The sequence below is a fragment of the Nannocystis sp. RBIL2 genome (assembly GCF_026626745.1).
Lineage (GTDB): Bacteria > Myxococcota_A > Polyangia > Nannocystales > Nannocystaceae > Nannocystis.
Genome location: NZ_JAPNJW010000001.1, coordinates 37,308 through 55,996, shown reverse-complemented (window position 1 = coordinate 55,996; position 18,689 = coordinate 37,308). Strand labels below are relative to the sequence as shown.

The following is an 18,689-nucleotide window of genomic DNA, read 5'->3' as shown; positions in this document are numbered from 1 at the left end:
GAGACGCGACTTTCAGAGCCCGCGATCGCGGAGCCGCGGAGCCGCCGATCCGCAGATCAAGGCGAGGGCCGCCGCTCCCACGGCAAGGTGACCGCGGCGAGCTCGGTGAACGAGATCTTCCAGGTGCCGAGCGCGTCGAGGGCTTCGGCGCGGCTGCGCAGGGCCTCGGGGGTCGGCGCTTCGTCGGCGGTCAATGCGAGGACGATCCAATTGCTGCTGCCGGGGCGGCGGACCACCTGGACGTGCGGGAACACCTCGGCGATGGCATTCACGTGGGCGTCGTAGCCGGTCAAATGGTGAATGTTGAAGGCCGCGACGCCGCCCGGATTGAGGCGGGCCTTGACGCGGCGGAGGAAGCCGAGGCCGCGCAATTCCTCGGGCACGCCGGAATTGTCGGTGCCCGGGGCGCCGGGGTCGAGGAAGGCGTCGAGCCAGATGATGTCGTACGATTCGCCCTCGCCGGCGATGAAGCGAACGGCGTCGTCGGTGAAGATCCGCAGCCGCGGCCCCGGGACCACGCCGAACCACTCGCCCGCCAGGCGCACGACCTCCGGATCGATCTCGACGGCGTCGATCTGCGCGGCCGGCACGCGCGAATGGAGGTAGCGGATCATGGTCCCGCCGCCGAGGCCGACGACCAACAGCCGCCGCGGGTCGTCGACGACCATGAACGGCGCGGTCATGGTCTCGACGTAGGAATGCGCGGGGACGTCGGGATCGGCGAGGTCGACGATCGTCTGCACGAACTCGTCGCCGCGCTTGCGGATGAAGCCGAGGGTGCGCTTGGTGCCGGTCTGTTGCACCCGGATCTTCGAATAGGGCGAGGTGGCCTCGGCGAGGATCTTGCGCCCGCGGACGCGCGCGGGCGGGGCCGGGGCCGGCAGGGTCTGATCCGTCGCGGCGGCCGCGACCGGGGCGCTCGCGGGCGGGGGCTCGTCGGCCGCGGGGCGGTTGCAGCCGCCTGTCCCTGCGGACAGGAGGCACAGGGCGAGGACGCGCGCGAGGGACCTGCGGCTGCGGCAGGCGAAGTCAGGCGAATGCGACGAGGCGACGGCGGCGCGCACGCGGCGATGGTATCACCGGCGCGCCCCGGACGAGCGTCAGACGGCGGCCGCGAGCGTCGGGCCAGGAGGCGAGACGGCGGCTGCGAGCGTCAGACGGGGAGTTCGGTCGGGCGCGCGACTGCGAGGTCGTCGAGCAGGGCGCGGGCGCACGGGAGGACCACCGAGCGCATGCACTGGGCGGCCAGGGCGACGCGCTCGCCGGCGGGGAGGCGGCCGTGGCGGCGCATCAGGGCTGGGTCGAGGCGGTCGCGCGGCGGCGCGGCGATCCGCACCGCGAGGGCCTCGGCGACGACGCGGCGCAGGGCCGGGCCGCCGCGGCCGAGAGCCCACTGGACGGTGCGCCAGGCCAGCGCGGCGTGGCGCTGCTCGTCGTCGGCGATCCGCCGCAGGGTCGCGGCGAGGGCCGGGTCTTCACATGTCCTCGCGGCCAGGTCGAGCTCGGCCGCGGCCAGGGTCTCGCCGACGCAGCCCTCGCGGACGACCGCGGCGACGACCGCGGCCAGGTCGCCGGGGCCGCCGAGGGCGTCGTCGGTGGCCAAGGGCCCGGGGCCGATCGGGGCGCCGGCGTAGTCGGCGGCGAGGGCGAAGGTCAGGCGGGCGTGCAGGACCTCGTCGAGCTGGGCCGCGCAGGCCTCCTGGACCAGCCCGGGCGGGGCGCCGTGGGCGAGCAGCTGCAGGGTGAAGCGCGCGAACGAGGCGACCGAGGCGTGCTCGGCGAGGGCGTCGGCGGTCCACAGGGCCGCGAGCTCGGCGCGGGCGGCCGGCGCGAGCGCGGCGACGAAGGCCGGCGCGGGGCCGGGGGCGTCGGCCAGCCAGTCGCGGCGGCGCGCCGGGGCGGCGGTGCGAGCTGTCCCTTCGACCAGGAAGGGCCGGCCGTCGGTGCAGTTCCAGCTGTACTCGACGACGTGGCAGCACTGGCCGTCGACGGCCAGCGGGCCGCAGGCGAGCTGGTAGCCGAAGTCGGGGCACAGGTCCGGCAGCGGGCCGAGGCAGTCCGGCGCGCACTGATCGCAGCTCTGCAGGCCGTCCGGGAGGGGCACGCAGATCCGCATATAATCATAACAGTCGGAAGCGTTGTAATCCTCGCACCCCGGGATCTCGAGCAGATCGGTGGGCATCAACTCGTCGCCGAGATCCATGAGGTTGACGCAGGCCGGGCCGGTGGTGCTCGAGGTGTCGTCGGTGGTGCCGGACGTGGTGGTGGTCGTGGACGTCGTCGTGGAGGTCGTGGTGGAGGTCGTGGTGGTCGCGGGCTCGACGGGGCCGGTGCTGTCGACGGCGGTGGTGGCGACCGGACCGGTGCTGTCGACGGTGGTGGCGAGCGTGGTGCCGGCGCCGGTGGTGGTGGTCGTCGCCGCGCCGGTGGTGGGGTCGGCGGGGCCGCTGGTGGTCGTCGGGGCGGTGGTGGCCGCGCTGGTGGTGGTTCCGGTGCCGCTCGCGGTGCCGGGGTCGTCGCCGAGCGGCGGCCGGGTGCAAGCGGCGGTGAGGCCGAGGGCGTGGAGGAGCGCGACGCGGAGACACGTGAGCGACGAGGAGGCGGCCGACATCCTCTCCAGGCTAAGCGGTGTCGCGGCAGCGGCGGCACCTGGGGCCGGGGCGGGACATCACGCGCAGACCGGCGGCGACGGTGATGGATCGCGCAGGCTCCGGCCATCGCGGGCCCGTGAGCCGGCCGGGCGCGCATGTCCGAACGGTCATGTCACCCGCGACGGGCGGGGCCGGCCGGGACTTGGAATTCGTTGCATTCGCTCGCCTCGCGGTCGCGGGCCGCGCAGGTCGGGCGGGGCTCTGGTCATTGGCCGGCGTTCCGGGGCCGGTGGACGCGGCGCAGCGGCCGAACGAAGGCGCCGCAGACGTGCGATGGCGCCGGGCCGTCGCGCCGCCGCTCGCCCACGCGCGGGGGGACGGCGGTGGGCCAGCGTCTGCACGCTTGCGACACGGTGCTACACGGATCGCTGTGAATGCGTCAGCACACCTCTGCCTCGCAATCGCCAGCCGACGCATGGAAGTCGAGTCCGCGTCGCAGGCCGTGAACGGTTTCCTGCGCCGAATCGGGGTCGACGACGAGGCCTGCTGGCGCACCGAAGTCGCCCTGCGCGAGGCGGTCGCCAACGCGATCGTCCACGGCAACGGCGAAGACCCGCGCAAACAGGTCGGCGTGGCCGTCGAGCTCGGCGGCGGCCGCCTGGTCGTGCGCGTGCACGACGAGGGCGCCGGCTGGGACGGCAAGCGCCTTGCTGACCCACGCGACACGACGCGCCGGCTCGAGCCGCGCGGCCGTGGCGTGTTCCTGATGCGCCACTTCATGGACGAGGTGGTCCACGACCGCCGCGCCGGCGGCGGGACGACGGTGACGATGTCCACGCGCCTGGCGGACCCGACCCGGCCGCCGCGCGGGGCGTACGAGCCGGAGCCCCGGGAGGCCGCGATGACCCTCGCGGCGCGTCAACGCGACGACATCCACGTGTTCGACGCGGCCGGCAAGATCACGATCGGCGCCGGCGCGGTCCGCCTGCGCGAGGGGGTGCTGACGGCGCTGGAGGCCGGGGCGCGCAAGCTCTTGATCGACATGGCGCGGGTGACGACGGTCGACTCGTCGGGCATCGGCGCGCTGGTCAGCGCCTACTCGGCGGCGGCCGACTGCGGCGGCCGGCTGGCGCTGTGCCGCCTGCCGCCGAAGGTGCTGGAGATCCTGCAGGTCACGCAGCTCATCGGCGTGTTCGAGGTCTACGCCAACGAGCGCGAGGCGCTCGAGGGGCTGGCGTGACTTCGAGACATGTCCGAAGCGGCATGTTCAAGAGAGCATGTCACCAAGGACATGCTCTCCAGGGCATGTAGCGAGCGGCTCACAGGTCGAGGTCGCCCATGGCCTCGGGCTGGTAGAGGATCTCGAGCACGGTGAGCTCGGCGACCCGGCCGTCGGGCAGCGGCCACTCGATGTCCTGGCCGACGGCGAGGCCGAGCAGGGCGCTGCCGACCGGGGCGAGCACGGAGACGCGATCGGGGCCGACGTCGTCGGGGTAGACGAGGGTCAGCTCGTGCTCCCGGGCGCTGCGGCGCTCTCGCAGGCGCACGCGCGAGTTCATCGACACCACGGTGGGCGGAAGCGCGGCCGGGTCGACGACTGCGGCGCGCTCGAGCTCGTCGTCGAGGGCGTCGGCGGCGTCAGTGCCTCGCACCATGGGGTTGGCGAGCAGGCGCTTGAGGCGGCCGAGATCGAGGCGAGAGATCGTGATCGGTGGGACGGATTGCATGGCGATGGCCTCTGAAAAAAAATGAAGCCCGCCGAACGGCGGGCCTCGTCTGCAGGATGCGCGATGGCCCGGGCCGGCGCAACCGCGGCGGGCGGGCGCCGCGCGCGAGGCAGGCGACATGTCCGTTGCGCCAGGTGACCGCGCGGCGAGGTCGGCGAATGCGGCGTCTCCGGCGTCGTCCGCGCGCAGGCGAATGCGACAGCAAGACCCGGAGTGCCTCGGGCCGGTGGAGCGGCTAGCGTGACGGAAGCGGCGGGCGGATCCGCCGGAGCACAGGAGCACGAGCGCCATGTCCACCAAGTCCGCAACGCGCGCGGCAGCCGTCGTCAGCGATCCTCGCTGGGCGGCCGTGGTGGCGGCCGATCCGGCCGCCGACGACAGGTTCTTCTACTCGGTCGTGACGACGGGCGTGTACTGCCGGCCGTCGTGCGCCTCGCGGACGCCGCGGCCGGAGAACGTGGCCTTCCACGCCACGGTTGCCGAGGCCGAGGCCGCCGGGTTCCGCGCTTGCAAGCGGTGCAAGCCGGGCGGGCTGTCGCAGGCCGAGCTGCACGCGGAGATGGTGGCCGCGCTGTGTCGCTACATCGAAGACGCCGAGCGGGCGCCGCGGCTGACGGCCCTGGCGGCGCACGCGGGCCTCAGCGCGTACCACGTCCACCGGATCTTCAAGGCCATCACCGGCCTGACGCCGCGCGCCTACGCGGCGGCCCGGCGCGACGCGCGGCTGCGCGAGGAGCTGGGGCGCGGCAGCACGGTCACGGAGGCCATCTACGGCGCGGGCTACGGCTCGGGCGGCCGCTTCTACGCGCGCGCGGAGCAGGTGCTCGGGATGACGCCGTCGGCCTACCGCGCCGGCGGGGCGGCCACTGCGATCCGCTTCGCCGTCGGCGAGTGCTCGCTCGGATCGATCCTCGTCGCCGCCAGCGAGCGCGGGGTGTGTGCGATCCTGCTGGGCGACGACCCGGACAAACTGGTGCGCGACCTGCAGGACCGGTTCCCGCGCGCCGAGCTGATCGGCGGCGACCCCGAGTTCGAGCGCCAGGTGGCGTCGGTGGTCGCGTTCGTCGAGGCGCCGGGGCTCGGCCTCGACCTGCCGCTCGACGTCCGCGGCACCGCGTTCCAGCAGCGCGTGTGGCAGGCGCTGCGCGCCATCCCGGCCGGGGCGACGGTCTGCTACGCCGACATCGCCGAGCGGATCGGAGCGCCGCGCTCGGTGCGGGCGGTCGCGCAGGCCTGCGCCGCGAACGCGCTGGCGGTGGTGATCCCGTGCCACCGCGTGGTCCAGCGCGACGGCGGCCTGTCGGGCTACCGCTGGGGCGTCGAGCGCAAGCGCAAGCTGCTCGACCGCGAAGCGAGCGCGTGAGCCGGGGCCGTTCTGCGTGGTCTTCGGGACATGTCTGATAGGACATGTCTTGAAGGTCATGGGACGAGGCCGCACGCGCCGACGTCGATCAGCTCGGGCGGCTCGTTCCAAGCCTCGAAGTCGTAGCACTCGAGGCCGTCGGGGCAGACGCCGCCGAGCTCGCAGTAGGGCAGGCAGCAGCCGCCTTCGGGGCTCGCCTGGCACATCGGCGCGGCCTCGGACGGGGAGCACATGAGGCCGCGATCGCAGTCGTTGGCGGCGGTACAGGCGTCGTAGATGTGGCCGCCCTCGCCGGAGACGTCGGGGGCGCAGACGAAGCCCGCGTCGCCCGCGGCGCACATCTCGCCCTCGATGCAGTCCTGCGCCAGCGGGTTGCAGGTGTGCAGGCACTTGTAGTGGTAGTCGCCGAAGCCCTTGGTACAGAGCTGGCTCTCGGGACACTGCGGGGTGGCGGCCTGGCCGTCGCAGACCTGGACGCACACGCCCTGTCCGCTGGGGATCACGTTCCAGCACAACAGGCCGGCGTCGCAGTCGTCGGGGCCGGCGCCGTAGCCGTCCTCGGCGAGGCACAGCTCGCCGACCTGCGCGGGGCTCTCGTCGAGCGGCACGCACTTGGCGCCGTCGAGCGTGGGGTCGCCGTCGAGGCTGTAGAGGTTGCACTTCTGGCCTGGGGGACAGTCCTGCTGCCAGGGGTCGCACTGAAACGCCGGGCCGGGGCCGACGTCGTGCCCGGGCCCGGTCGGGCCAGGGCCGGACGACTCGCTGATGCCGGCCGGCTCGCCGTCGTCGACGTCGTCCAGCGGCTGGTCGGTCGAGCGGGTGCCGCCGGCGGCCTCGCACGCGAGGGCGAGGGTGAGCGGGGCGAGGCGCCGGAATATCGAGTTCGTCCGCGTCATGAGCGAGAGCCTAGCGGCGGTACCGCCTCCAGGTCCGGACTGCGATCGGAACCGCGACGGGCGCGGGCGCCTCGGGGCCCCGCCGGTGCGCAGCAGCGGGTTTATCGTGGCACCCTGGTGCGCGCATTGCGGGTCTCGTGAAAAGGGCCCCGATCGGCGGGCTTCGCCGCGGGCCGCGGGGCCGAGTTGAACGCCGGTGCCCGGGCGCGTACTCTGGCGAAATAGGCGAAGAAGGGTGGGCGTGCGATGGTGACTGTGCGGGCCGAGAGCCTCGATTTGTCGCTGCGTGAGGTGCTGTTCTTGCTCGATCGCGGGGTCCGGGCGGTCCAGGCCGACCACGGTCTGGCGATCGACGGAATCGTCGGTCCGCGGACGCGCGCGGCCTTGGACGCGCTGCTGCGCGAGCCGGTCGGGTTGCCGCGCGGCAAGGGGATGTTCGTCCGCTCGGTCAAGCACGTCGGCTCGATCGAGGCCATGCTGGCCCGGGTGGAGCAGACGGGGCTGCGCTGGCTGGCGTTCCAGGGCATCTGGCAATACGCGGACAAGAAGAGCAGCCGGTGGACCGGCTTCCTCGGGCACGCCAGGGCGCTGCGCGCGGCGGGGCACGCCTGCTGGGTGTGGGGATTTCCGTGGCCGGGCCGCGAGGCGGAATTCGTCGAGGTGCTGCTGGCGTCGGCGACGAGCTGCGGGGCCAGCGGGGTGCTCGTCGACGCCGAGGCGCCCTATCTGGACGCGCCGGAGGCGGCGCCGCGATTGATGGCAGCGCTGTTGCCGGCCGCGCGCGCGGCCGGGCTGGCGGTGGGGTTCACGTCGTACGGCGCGCCGTGGAACTTCCCGCGGTTCCCGTGGGCAGCGTTCACCGGGGTCGACTTCGCGGTGCCGCAGATCTACGACATCGACAACAATCAGGGGTCCGGGTATCCGCAGCGATCGATCGCCGTCTACCGGGAGCTCGGCTTCTCGCGCGTGATCCCGGCGTGCCCGACGTTCGGCAAGACGGCCGCGCAATTGACGGCGCTGCACGCAGCGATCGCGCCGCCTGACGGCGCGGCGGTGTGGTGGGATTGGTACAACAGCACGCAGAAGCCGTTCACCTGGAATCACGTGAGAGACTTCGAGTTGGCGTAATCGATCGCGCTCGGCGGTGGCGCCGCGGCGGCTGAGCTTGTCGCGGGATCTCCGGCGCCGGCGCTCGCCGTGTATGCAATGATGGCACCGCAGGCCCCGCTGCGAACGCGAGCATTCTCGAGTGCGGACGTGCCGCGGCGGGGGGCGGTCATGCGTCCGCGAACGTCGCTTTGCGCGCGCGCGCTCCCCGGTCGGTCGGCGCGGAGTTGCGCCGGTGGGCCGTCCTCGAGCGCGGACCTCGAGCCTCCATCCGTGGAGCGTCTCCGGCCGAACTATGACCTCTAGAGTGGCTCCCGGAGGATTTCAGGAATGAAGCGGAGCTGGCTTGGGACATTGGGGGCGTTCGTCCTCATGGTGGTGGGCTGTGGCGAAACGGACGCGACGACCACCGAGACGTCGAACGGGTCGGCGACGTCGACGGGGACGGAGACGGGCACCACGGCGCCCGATCCGACGACCGGGACGACGACGACCGGGACGCCGACGACGACGATGATGGTGCCGACAGGCACGTCGAATACCACGACCGGGACGACGGGTGAACCCGATCCGGAATGTGGTGACGGCCAGATCGACGACGGCGAGGCGTGCGACGACGGTGCCGACAATGGCCCAGGCAAGAGCTGCAACGCTCAGTGTGCCGTCAATGTCTGCGGCGACGGCGACCCGGGCCCCGACGAGGCGTGCGACAACGGGGCGATGAACGGCGACATGAACAGCTGCAAGTCGGATTGCACGCAGGCGAGCTGCGGCGACGGCGTGGTCGGGCCGGGCGAGGGCTGCGACGACGGCAATCAGGTCGACGACGACGACTGTACCAACAGCTGCGCGCTGGCCAGCTGCGGCGACGGCATCGTCGCGCCGACGGAGGCCTGCGACGACGGCAATCAGGACAACACCGACGCCTGTACCAACAATTGCACTCTGGCCGCCTGCGGCGACGGCTTCGTCGGGCCGGACGAGGGCTGCGACGCCGGGCCCGACAACAGCAACACCGGCGCCTGCACCCTCGAGTGCAAGGAGAACGTGTGCGGCGACGGCTTCGCCCAGACCGGCATCGAGGAGTGCGACGAGGGCGCCAACAACGGGCCCGGCGCGGTGTGCAACGCGATGTGCCTGCTCAACGTGTGCGGCGACGTCGACAAGGGCCCGGACGAGGAGTGCGACGACGGCAACATGATGTCCGGCGACGGCTGCTCGCCGACGTGCAAGCTCGAGGGCTGCGGCAACGCGATCGTCGACCCGAACGAGGACTGCGACGACGGCAAGGACGGCGACAACGACGACGGCTGCACCGACGTGTGCAAGCTGCCGGCCTGCGGCGACGGCTTCGAGTCGCCGAGCGTCGGCGAGGAGTGCGACCTCGGGCCCGGCAACAGCGACTCGGGCGTCTGCACCGCCGGCTGCAAGGACGCCGAGTGCGGCGACGGGCTGGTCCAGGCCAACGTCGAGCAGTGCGACGACGGGCCGAACAACGCCAACGGCAACGCGTGCAAGGCCAACTGCACCCTGAACGTGTGCGGCGACGGCTTCGTCGGCCCCGGCGAGGGCTGCGACGACGGCAACCAGAGCAACGCCGACGCGTGCACCAACGTCTGCAAGCCCGCCTCCTGCGGCGACGGCTTCGTGCAGGCCGGCGAGCAGTGCGACCTCGGCCTGCTCAACAGCAACCAGGGCCTGTGCACTCTGGCGTGCCAGAACGCGGCGTGCGGCGACGGCTTCGTGGCCCCGACCGAGCAGTGCGACGACGCCAACCAGAACAACAACGACGCGTGCACCAACACGTGCAAGAACGCGGCCTGCGGCGACGGCTTCGTGCAGCCGGGCGAGCAGTGCGACGACGGCAACGCCAGCAACACCGACGGCTGCACCAACGCCTGCGCGCCGGCCAAGTGCGGCGACGGTTTCGTGCAGCCGGGTATCGGCGAGACCTGCGACGACGGCAACAATATCCCCAACGACGGCTGCAACCCCGGCTGCGGGACCACCTGCAAGGCCGTCAACGGGCTCAACTGGTGCTACAACCCGACCGCCTGCGGCCAGCCGTGTAACGCCGTGTGCGCGTTCTACGGGCTGACCCCGGTGCCCGACCCGAACGTGTGGTTCGCGGCCCAGGACACGCAGCCGGAGTGCCAGGCGCTGGCCTCGGCGTTCGGCCTCGCCAGCATCGCGATGAACAGCTGGACCTACGCCTGCCTCGAGGACGACGCCGGCGATCACACCAACACGCCGCTGGTCGGGTCGATGTACTGCTCGACCTACGCCGGGTGCCCGAACGAGCACCTCAACAACATGGACCAGGTCGGGATCGCCTGCGGCGCGGGCAGCCGGCGCTCGATCTGCCCGTGCCAGTGAGCGAAGCAGCCGGATGGCTCTCGGGACAGGTGTTCCGGGGGCCGTCCGGGGCGTGACTGCGCTGGATGGCTCTCGGTACATGTCACGAGGGACATCCGGCGCCGGGCCGCGCCGACGGTCAGCCGGAGGAGGTGCCTTCCATGCAATCCTCCGTCACCCACGTCGGCACGCCGTCGATCAGCTGGCAGCTGCCGTCGCACGCCAGGGCCAGCAGGTCGCAGTCCGGCGCGGCGATGCACGGGCCGAAGCGCACGCTGCCGTCGATGTCGTCGCAGAAGGTCCGGCCGGCCACGCCGTCCTGCTCGCAGGCGAGGTGGAGGCCGACCAGCGCGCACGTGTCGCCCGGCGACGCCGTGCCGCCGGCCTCGGGCTCGCCGGGGATCGGCTCGTCGATAGTCGCGGGCTGCAGGACGGGCAGGAAGAACTCGTTGCAGCAGCCGTCGAACAGCTCGATGGTGCTGCAAGCGTCCGAGTCGAGGCCGAAGGGGAGCTGGCAGGTGCCGACCTCGGCGCCGTCGATCCGGCAGGTGCACAGCGGCGCGTCTCCGGTGGCGCACTGCATGTCGTACGAACGATCGTCGAGGCAGTCGCTGCCGTACTCGCACTCATTGGGCGAGCTGCCGCTCGACGGGTTGCCACCGAGGTGCGAGCAAAAGCCGCGGCAGACGTCGTAGGCGGCGTACACGGAGCCGCACTCGGGGCTCTCGCACGCCCACACCTCGTCGAAGGCGGTCGCCTCGGCCTCGCAGCGGCGAGCGGCGCGCATCTCGGCCCGGCACTCCTCCTCGAACTGGAAGCCGACCATGCACCATTCGTAGCAGGTGTAGTCGGTGCGCGAGCAATCGGCCGACCCGCGCTCGCTCAGGTTGGTGCACAGATCGATGCAGAGCTGCTCCTCGGTCGAGGGGCGGGTGTGCTCCGGCTCGTTCATCGGCCCCGTGGTGGGGCCGGTGGTGGTGCCGTCGGTCGGCGCGGTGGTCGCGGCGGTCGTGGTGCCGTCGGTCGTGGTGCCGGCGGTGGCAGTGTCGGTGCTGCCGGGGTCTTTGGGGCCGCAGGCGAGCAGGGCGGCGGTGGCGAGGACGGGGAAGGCGTGGCGGTAAGCTAAACGCATCGGCGGATGCTACGGGACGGCCCGCGCGGGTGACAAGCGGGGCGTCGCCGAGAGGCAGGGGAATCCACCTGCTGTCTCTCGAGACATGTCATCCGTGGCCGCGACGCGACCGGGCGCGAGGCCTCGCGGTTCGTCGACGCGCACCGGCTCGCTCGCGCCGCGGACGGCCGAGCCGGCGACGCGGGGGGGACGGCCCTCACCGGTGTCGCCGTGCCGACGCGCGCGGCGCTCGGCGTCAGCGCGGGGCCGGGACGTTGTGCAGGACGACGACGTGGCTGGCCTGCGGCGCGACGCCGGCGGCCACCAGGGCGGTCAGCAGCTCGGCGCGCAGCAGCTCGCAGGTGGCGTCGTCGCGGCCGGGCTTGACGCGGGCGACGCAGCGGACGAGGACGCCGGTGTCCTGCAGATCCTGGACGACGAATTCGGGGTCGTCGAGGATGTCGGGGCAGCGCGGCCGGAACTCGGTCAGGTGGGCCTTGAGGCCGGCGATCACGCCGTTCACGTCGGCGGCGTAGGGCAGGCGGAACTCGACCAGCGCGTTGACGTAGAGGCGCGCGTGGTTGGCGATGCTGCGCACCTCGCCGTTGGGGATGCAGTGGAGCACCCCGGCCTCGTCGCGGATCTTGAGCACGCGGACCCCGATCTCCTCGACGTTGCCGACGACGTCGCCGACGGTGACGCGGTCGCCGACCAGGAACAGGCCCTCGAACAGGATGAAGAAGCCGGACACGACGTCGCCGACGAACGCCTGCGCGCCGAGGCCGACGGCCAGGCCGAGCAGGCCGGCGCCGGCGAGGATCGGCGAGGTGTCGACGCCGAGCTCCTGCAGGGCCATGACGGTCATGCAGAAGTAGATGGCGTAGCGCAAGATGCTGCTGGCGACCGGGACGAGGGTGAGGCGCTGCTGGTTCTCGGCCTCGCTGCGCTTCTCCGGGTCGGCCAGCAGCAGCTCGCGCACGAACAGCTCGAACACCTCGATCAGCACCCGGCCGGCGTACACCAGGGCGATGATGCGGATGCCGATCAGGCCGAACTCGGACAACCGCCCGCCGGGGTTGATCTGATCGAAGATCCAGGTGGCCGCGCCGACGAAGAAGAAGTAGTCGAGCGTGCGCTTGGTGATGCCGGCGAGGTGCTCGAGGCGGCCGACGTAGCGCAGGGTGCGGTGGCCCTCGCGCCCGCGGGCGAACTGAAACACGACGTCGACCGCGAGGTGGGCGATGACGATCATGGTCCGGGCGATCAGCACGCCGAGCACGACGATCGTGACAGTCTCGAGCGCCCGCACCACCGGCTCCGGCGGCGGCGCGAGGGCGAAGCACAGGTTCGCGGCCGCGAGGGCGATGCCCCAGCGCAGGGTGACGAGCAGGCGCTCGAGCAAGGTGGCGAGCTGCGCGTCGTGGTGGGCGAACGAGGCGTTGCGGCGCAGGCCGGCGATCAAGTAGAGGGCGACGACGCGGACGAAGCGGTAGACGACGAAGGCCCCGGCGACGACGCCCAGCAGCTTCAGGACCTGCCACACCACCGCCATCGGATCGCGGAGGAGCGACGCCTCGGCCCAGGCCCACAGCTGCGGCCCGCAGTCGATCTCGTACATCGTCAGCGACACGCCGGCGCAGATCAGGGCGATGGCGACCACGGTGGCGACGACGACGATGGCCCGCGAGACCCGGCTCGCCAGGTTCGCCGCCAGCGCCTCGTGGTCGGGCGCGCGGACGAAACGCAGCGCCACCCGCAGCAGGCGCCCCGACTGCCGCGAGACGATCAGCGACGCGACGATGACGAGGAGGAGGGCCGCGCCGAAAATGAGCGCGTTGTTCAGCAGCATGGTGGCGGACATCGGTCCGTCAGTCTTGATCGTCGGCCGCGACCCCGTCGAGACCCATCATGTACACCGATTGCTTACGGGCAATCCATGGAGAACATGAAAAGAACGACATGTGCAACGCGCATTGTTGCCCGTGACCAGGGCCTTACCGGTGGGCGCCCGCTGGGCGCCCAGCGAGCGCCTTTGGGCGCCCAGCAGCCAATTTCGTCACACACGTCGACGTTGCGTCAGAATATTCGTGAGTCCGCGGGGCTCGCATCCGCGCCGGGCGTTTGTCGTTGACATCGTAATGTTGAGTCGGTAGTAGCTCACCCCGACCAGTTCAATCACGCGACTCCGCGCGCGAATACGGACGCCGCGGAAATGTCACGAGCCCGTACGGTTCTTGTAGCCATCGAATAGCGAGCGCCCTGGTGGACGATCTCCGGGGAGCGCGCACCGATTCGGCGGTGCGGGTCAATCGTCGCAGTTTTCTAGCAACCTCGAGGTACGTCATGACGAATGGACAGAATCCCGGTGATCACGCGCAGCAGACCAGCCTGACGACCGCAGCAGCGCGGAATTTGGCGACGACGACCAAGTCGGAGCCGCAGATGCAAGGAATCAGCTCGCGGTGGCTGCTCAAGCTGCTACCGTGGGTGCGCGCCGCGGGCGGCGTCTACCGCGTCAACCGCCGGCTCAGCTACGCGGTCGGCGACGGCCGCCTGAGCTTCACCAACGTCGGCGCCAAGGTGTCGGTGGTGCCGCAGGAGCTGACCGAGCTGCCGCTGCTGCGCGGGTTCGACGACGTCGAGGCGCTGGCCGCCCTCGCCGGCAAGTTCGTGCAGCGCGAGTACAAGGCCGGCGAGGTGCTGGTCGAGGCGGGCAAGCCGGCCGACCAGGTGTTCCTCATCGCCCACGGCAAGGTCAACAAGCTCGGCACCGGCAAGTACGGCGACGAGACGGTGCTCGGCGTGCTCGCCGACGGCGCCCACTTCGGCGACCAGAACCTGATCGAGGAGAACGACACCTGGGGCTACACGGTCAAGGCCGTCACCCGCGTGATCGCGCTGACCTTGCCCGAGAAGGCGCTGGCCGCCGCGGTCGAGCAGTCGCCGGCGCTGCGCGCCCAGGTCGAGAAGTTCAAGGCCGCCCGCAGCAAGCCGCAGAGCCACCAGGGCGAGGCCGAGATCGCGCTGTCGTCCGGCCACCGCGGCGAGGTCGTGCTGCCCGGCACGTTCGTCGACTACGAGCTGGCGCCGCGGGAGTACGAGCTCAGCGTGGCCCAGACCGTGCTGCAGATCCACAGCCGCGTGGCCGACCTGTACAACGAGCCGATGAACCAGACGCAGCAGCAGCTGCGCCTGACCATCGAGGCGCTGCGCGAGCGGCAAGAGCACGAGATGATCAACAGCCCCGAGTTCGGCCTGCTGCACAACGCCGACCTCAAGCAGCGCATCCACACCCGCTCCGGCCCGCCGACCCCGGACGACCTCGACGAGCTGCTGGCGCTGGTGTGGAAGGAGCCGACGGCGTTCCTGGCCCACCCGCGCACCATCGCGGCCTTCGGCCAGGAGTGCAGCAAGCGCGGCATCTACCCGCACCCCGTCGAGTTCGCCGGCCACCACATCCCGGCCTGGCGCGGCGTGCCGATCCTGCCGTGCAACAAGATCCCGGTGACCGACACCCGCACCAGCTCGATCATCCTGCTGCGCGCCGGCGAGAAGAACCAGGGCGTCATCGGCCTGCACCAGCCGGGCATCCCCGACGAGGTCGAGCCGAGCCTGTCGGTCCGCTTCATGGGCATCAACGAGAAGGCGATCATCTCGTACCTCGTCAGCGCCTACTACTCGGCCGCCGTGCTGGTGCCCGACGCGCTGGCGGTGCTCGAGGACGCGGAGATCGGCCGCTGAGTCGGCGCTAGCGCAGCTACAGGAGCCTGGATCATGACGGACGCTTCGACCCCGAGAGACCACGCGCAGACGAGCCTCGCCACGGCGGCGGCTCGCAACCTGGCGACGACCACCAAGTCGGCGCCGCAGATGGCGGGCATCAGCCCGCGCTGGCTGCTGCGCCTGCTCCCGTGGGTCGACGTGCCCGGCGGGACCTACCGCGTCAATCGTCGCCTGACCTACGCGGTCGGCGACGGCCGGGTCGGCTTTACCAGCGTCGGCTCGCGCGTGCAGGTGATCCCGCGCGAGCTGACCGAGCTGCCGCTGCTGCGCGGGTTCGAGGACGACGCGGTGCTGACCGCGCTGGCCGACCGCTTCGTCCAGCGCGAGGTCGCCGCCGGCGAGATCATCGTCGCGGGCGGCGCGCCCGCCGATCAGGTGGTGCTGCTCGCGCACGGCAAGGCCCACAAGCTCGGCGTCGGCAAGTACGACGACCCGCTGATCCTCGGCGTGCTGGTCGACGGCGACCACTTCGGCGACGAGGGCCTGGTCGCGCGCGGCGACGCCTGGCCGTTCACGGTCAAGGCGCTCACGCGCTGCATCGTCCTGACGCTGTCGGAGCAGGCGCTGACGCGGGCGATCGAGGACTCCCCGGCGTTGCAGGCGCACGTCGAGGCGTTCGCGCGCCAGCGCAAGCAGCCGCAGGACAAGAGCGGCCAGCAGGCGATCGCCATGTCCGCTGGCCACGCGGGCGAGGTGACGCTGCCGATCAGCTTCGTCGACTACGAGCTGAGGCCGCGCGAGTACGAGCTCTCGCTGGTCCAGACGATCTTGCGCGTACACACGCGCGTGGCCGACATCTACAATGAGCCGATGGATCAGACGCGCGAGCAGCTGCGCCTGACGATCGCGGCGGTGCGCGAGCAGCAGGAGCACGAGCTCCTCAACAACCGCGAGTTCGGGCTGCTGCACAACGTCGACCTCAAGCAGCGGATCCCGACTCGCAGCGGGCCGCCGACGCCCGAGGATCTCGACGAGCTGCTGTGCCGTCGCCGCTCGACGCGGTTCTTCCTGGCCCACCCGCGCACGATCGCGGCGATCGGCCGCGAGTGCACGAGCCGCGGGATCTATCCGCAGACGGTGAGCCTCGAGGGCAGCGCGACGATCGCGTGGCGCGGGGTGCCGATCGTGCCGAGCGACAAGATCCCGATCACACCCGAGGGCACCAGCTCGATCCTGGCGATGCGCGTCGGCGCCGACTCGCAGGGCGTGATCGGGCTGCACCAGACCGGGATCCCCGACGAGGTCGAGCCGAGCCTGTCGGTGCGCTCGATCGGCGTCGACGACCGAGCGATCCACGAGTACCTCGTCACCGCCTACTTCTCGGCGGCGGTGCTGGTGCCCGACGCGCTCGGCATGCTCGAGGACGTGGCGATCGGTCGCCAGGAGTAGCCATGACGCAGAAGCAGCCGTTCCAGTTGCCGGACTTCTACATGCCGCATCCGGCGCGGATCAATCCCCACCTCGAAGGCGCGCGCCGGCACACCAAGGAGTGGGCCTACGCGATGGAGATGATCGACACCGGCGTGTGGACCGAGGAGGACCTCGACAACCACGACTACGCGCTGCTGTGCGCCTACACCCATCCGGACTGCTCGGGCCAGGAGCTCGACCTCATCACGGACTGGTACGTGTGGGTGTTCTTCTTCGACGACCACTTCCTCGAGGTCTACAAGAAGACCCGCGACATGGCCGGCGCGAAGGAGTACCTGGCGCGCCTGCCGGCGTTCATGCCGGTCGACCTGACGACGCCGATCCCCGAGCCGACGAACCCCGTCGAGGCGGGGCTGCTCGACCTGTGGCGCCGGACCACGCCGACGACGTCGGCCGACTGGCGGCGACGCTTCCACGTGGCGACCCAGCACCTGCTCGAGGAGTCGCTGTGGGAGCTCGGCAACATCCGCCAGGCGCGGGTCTCGAACCCGATCGAGTACATCGAGATGCGGCGCAAGGTCGGCGGCGCGCCGTGGTCGGCCGGCCTGGTCGAGCACGCGGTCGGGGCCGAGATCCCGGCGCGGATCGCCGAGACGCGGCCGCTGCGGGTCCTCAAGGACACGTTCAGCGACGCCGTCCACCTGCGCAACGACCTGTTCTCGTACCAGCGCGAGGTCGAACGCGAGGGCGAGAACGCCAACTGCGTGCTGGTCGTCGAGCGCTTCTTCGAGGTGCCGACCCAGCGCGCGGCCGAGATCACCAACGACCTGCTGACGTCGCGGCTGCAGCAGTTCGAGAACACCACCTTCGTCGAGCTGCCGCCGCTGTTCGAGGAGTACGGGCTCGACCCGCTCGAGCGCCAGGGGGTGTTCCTCTACGTCAAGGGCCTGCAGGACTGGCAGTCGGGCGGCCACGAGTGGCACATGCGCTCGAGCCGCTACATGAACGGCGGCGGCGAGGGCGGGGCGTCCTCGCCGACGGTCGAGCTGTCCGTCCCGGCGGCGCTGCAGACCCACTTCCGCGTCGGCACCGAGCGCCGCCTCGCCCGTGGTGAGCGCGACGACGCGGCCAGCCGCGCGGCGACGCTGATCGAGCGGGTGCTCCGCGGGCCGACCGGCCTCGGCACCTCGGGCGTGCGGCTGACGCTGTCGCCGTCGGCGCTCGGCCTCAAGCGGGTCAAGAACCACTCGCACCTGCTGTTCCAGCCGGTCGGGCCGACGAAGCTGCCCGAGTTCTACATGCCCTACAAGGCGCGGGTGAACGGCAACCTGGCGCGCGCCAAGCAGCACTGCATCGACTACGCGCGGGCGACCGGGATGCTCGCGGAGGTGCCCGGGGTGCCGGGCGCGTGCGTCTGGGACGAGGATCGCCTGGCCGGCTACGACTTCGCCGAGTGCGCGGCGCGCATCCACCCCGACGCGACCGGCGACGAGCTCGACGTGTCGTCGGCGTGGCTGACGTGGGGCACCTACGGCGACGATTACTTCCCGCTGGTGTTCGGCAACCAGCGCAACTTCGCGGCGGCCAAGCTGCAGAACGATCGCCTGTCGCTGTTCATGCCGCTCGACGGCGAGCCGATGCCGCCGCCGCAGAACCCGCTCGAGGCCGGCCTCGCCGACCTGTGGCAGCGCACCGCCGGCCCGCTGGGGCCGAGCCAGCGCGCCAGCTTCCGCAAGAGCGTCGAGGACATGACCGACAGCTGGTTGTGGGAGCTGATGAACCAGACGCAGCACCGGATCCCCGATCCCGTCGACTACGTCGAGATGCGGCGCGCGACCTTCGGCTCCGACATGACGATGAACCTGGCGCGGATCACCAAGGGCGAAGGGATCCCGCCCGAGGCGCTGAACTCCCGCCCGCTGCGCTGGCTCGAGGTCTCGGCCCAGGACTACGCCTGCTTCACCAACGACATCTTCTCGTACCAGAAGGAGATCGAGTACGAGGGCGAGCTTCACAACATCGTGCTGGTGCTGCAGTCGTTCCTCGATCTGTCGCGCGAGGAGGCGGTCGAGGCGGCGAACAAGCTGATGACGTCGCGCATGGAGCAGTTCCAGCACGTGCTGGCGCACGACGTGCCGCCGATGATCGCGGACCTCGACCTCGACGCCGAGGCCCGCCAGGCGCTCGACGCCTACATCGAGGGCCTGAAGGACTGGATGGCCGGGATCCTCGACTGGCACCACATCTCGCGCCGCTACCCGGAGGCCGAGCTGCAGCGCCACCGGGCCAAGGCGCTCGGACCGGCCGCGCTGGTGCGCGGGGTGATGGCGGCGATGCCCCGCGCGCTCGCGGGGCTGTTCACCGCGGGCTGAGGAGCTATTCGGC

Annotated in this window: 13 protein-coding genes; 7 read left to right on the top strand and 6 right to left on the bottom strand. The window is 71.5% G+C overall.

Annotated elements, in window-relative coordinates; all coding sequences use genetic code 11:
* Window positions 1–56 precede the first annotated feature (56 nt).
* Entirely contained in the window at window positions 57–1,064 is a 1,008-nt protein-coding gene (locus tag OV090_RS00210; RefSeq protein WP_267701397.1) for a fused MFS/spermidine synthase, read from the bottom strand.
* Between the two features lie 89 nt (window positions 1,065–1,153).
* Window positions 1,154–2,611 (bottom strand): ferritin-like domain-containing protein, encoded by a 1,458-nt coding sequence (locus tag OV090_RS00205; RefSeq protein WP_267701396.1) that lies wholly within the window; start codon window positions 2,609–2,611, stop codon window positions 1,154–1,156.
* Window positions 2,612–3,066: 455 nt separating this feature from the next.
* On the opposite strand from OV090_RS00205, the gene OV090_RS00200 reads away from it, so the two are divergent.
* On the top strand, window positions 3,067–3,831 hold the full coding sequence (locus OV090_RS00200; RefSeq protein ID WP_267701395.1) for an ATP-binding protein: 765 nt from the start codon (window positions 3,067–3,069) through the stop codon (window positions 3,829–3,831).
* A gap of 79 nt (window positions 3,832–3,910) precedes the next feature.
* Here the strand turns inward: OV090_RS00200 and rnk are convergent, their stop codons facing one another.
* Window positions 3,911–4,318: a nucleoside diphosphate kinase regulator gene (gene rnk / locus OV090_RS00195; RefSeq protein ID WP_267701394.1), complete on the bottom strand. Its 408-nt coding sequence runs from the start codon at window positions 4,316–4,318 to the stop codon at window positions 3,911–3,913.
* Between the two features lie 289 nt (window positions 4,319–4,607).
* Between rnk and ada the strand changes: the two genes are divergently transcribed.
* Window positions 4,608–5,681 (top strand): bifunctional DNA-binding transcriptional regulator/O6-methylguanine-DNA methyltransferase Ada, encoded by a 1,074-nt coding sequence (gene ada / locus OV090_RS00190; protein ID WP_267701393.1) that lies wholly within the window; start codon window positions 4,608–4,610, stop codon window positions 5,679–5,681.
* Between the two features lie 56 nt (window positions 5,682–5,737).
* Here the strand turns inward: ada and OV090_RS00185 are convergent, their stop codons facing one another.
* Window positions 5,738–6,577: a hypothetical protein gene (locus OV090_RS00185; RefSeq protein WP_267701392.1), complete on the bottom strand. Its 840-nt coding sequence runs from the start codon at window positions 6,575–6,577 to the stop codon at window positions 5,738–5,740.
* Between the two features lie 246 nt (window positions 6,578–6,823).
* Here OV090_RS00185 and OV090_RS00180 point away from each other — a divergent pair, with 246 nt between their 5' ends.
* Both OV090_RS00180 and OV090_RS00175 read left to right on the top strand, forming a co-directional pair.
* Entirely contained in the window at window positions 6,824–7,705 is an 882-nt protein-coding gene (locus OV090_RS00180; RefSeq protein ID WP_267701391.1) for a peptidoglycan-binding domain-containing protein, read from the top strand.
* Window positions 7,706–8,014: 309 nt separating this feature from the next.
* A complete protein-coding gene (locus OV090_RS00175; RefSeq protein ID WP_267701390.1) occupies window positions 8,015–10,060 on the top strand; it encodes a DUF4215 domain-containing protein in 2,046 nt (681 codons plus the stop codon).
* Window positions 10,061–10,178: 118 nt separating this feature from the next.
* Here OV090_RS00175 and OV090_RS00170 read toward each other — a convergent pair whose 3' ends face one another.
* Both OV090_RS00170 and OV090_RS00165 read right to left on the bottom strand, forming a co-directional pair.
* A complete protein-coding gene (locus tag OV090_RS00170) occupies window positions 10,179–11,171 on the bottom strand; it encodes a hypothetical protein (protein WP_267701389.1) in 993 nt (330 codons plus the stop codon).
* Window positions 11,172–11,406: 235 nt separating this feature from the next.
* Complete coding sequence (locus OV090_RS00165; protein ID WP_267701388.1) at window positions 11,407–13,011, bottom strand: mechanosensitive ion channel family protein; 1,605 nt, start codon at window positions 13,009–13,011, stop codon at window positions 11,407–11,409.
* A gap of 482 nt (window positions 13,012–13,493) precedes the next feature.
* On the opposite strand from OV090_RS00165, the gene OV090_RS00160 reads away from it, so the two are divergent.
* Genes OV090_RS00160 through OV090_RS00150 form a run of 3 tightly spaced genes read left to right on the top strand, consistent with a single transcriptional unit; the run spans window position 13,494 to window position 18,676 of the window.
* Complete coding sequence (locus OV090_RS00160; protein ID WP_267701387.1) at window positions 13,494–14,891, top strand: family 2B encapsulin nanocompartment shell protein; 1,398 nt, start codon at window positions 13,494–13,496, stop codon at window positions 14,889–14,891.
* Between the two features lie 33 nt (window positions 14,892–14,924).
* Window positions 14,925–16,322: a family 2B encapsulin nanocompartment shell protein gene (locus tag OV090_RS00155; protein ID WP_267701386.1), complete on the top strand. Its 1,398-nt coding sequence runs from the start codon at window positions 14,925–14,927 to the stop codon at window positions 16,320–16,322.
* Window positions 16,323–16,324: 2 nt separating this feature from the next.
* On the top strand, window positions 16,325–18,676 hold the full coding sequence (locus OV090_RS00150; RefSeq protein ID WP_267701385.1) for a germacradienol/geosmin synthase: 2,352 nt from the start codon (window positions 16,325–16,327) through the stop codon (window positions 18,674–18,676).
* The last annotated feature ends 13 nt before the right edge of the window (window positions 18,677–18,689 follow it).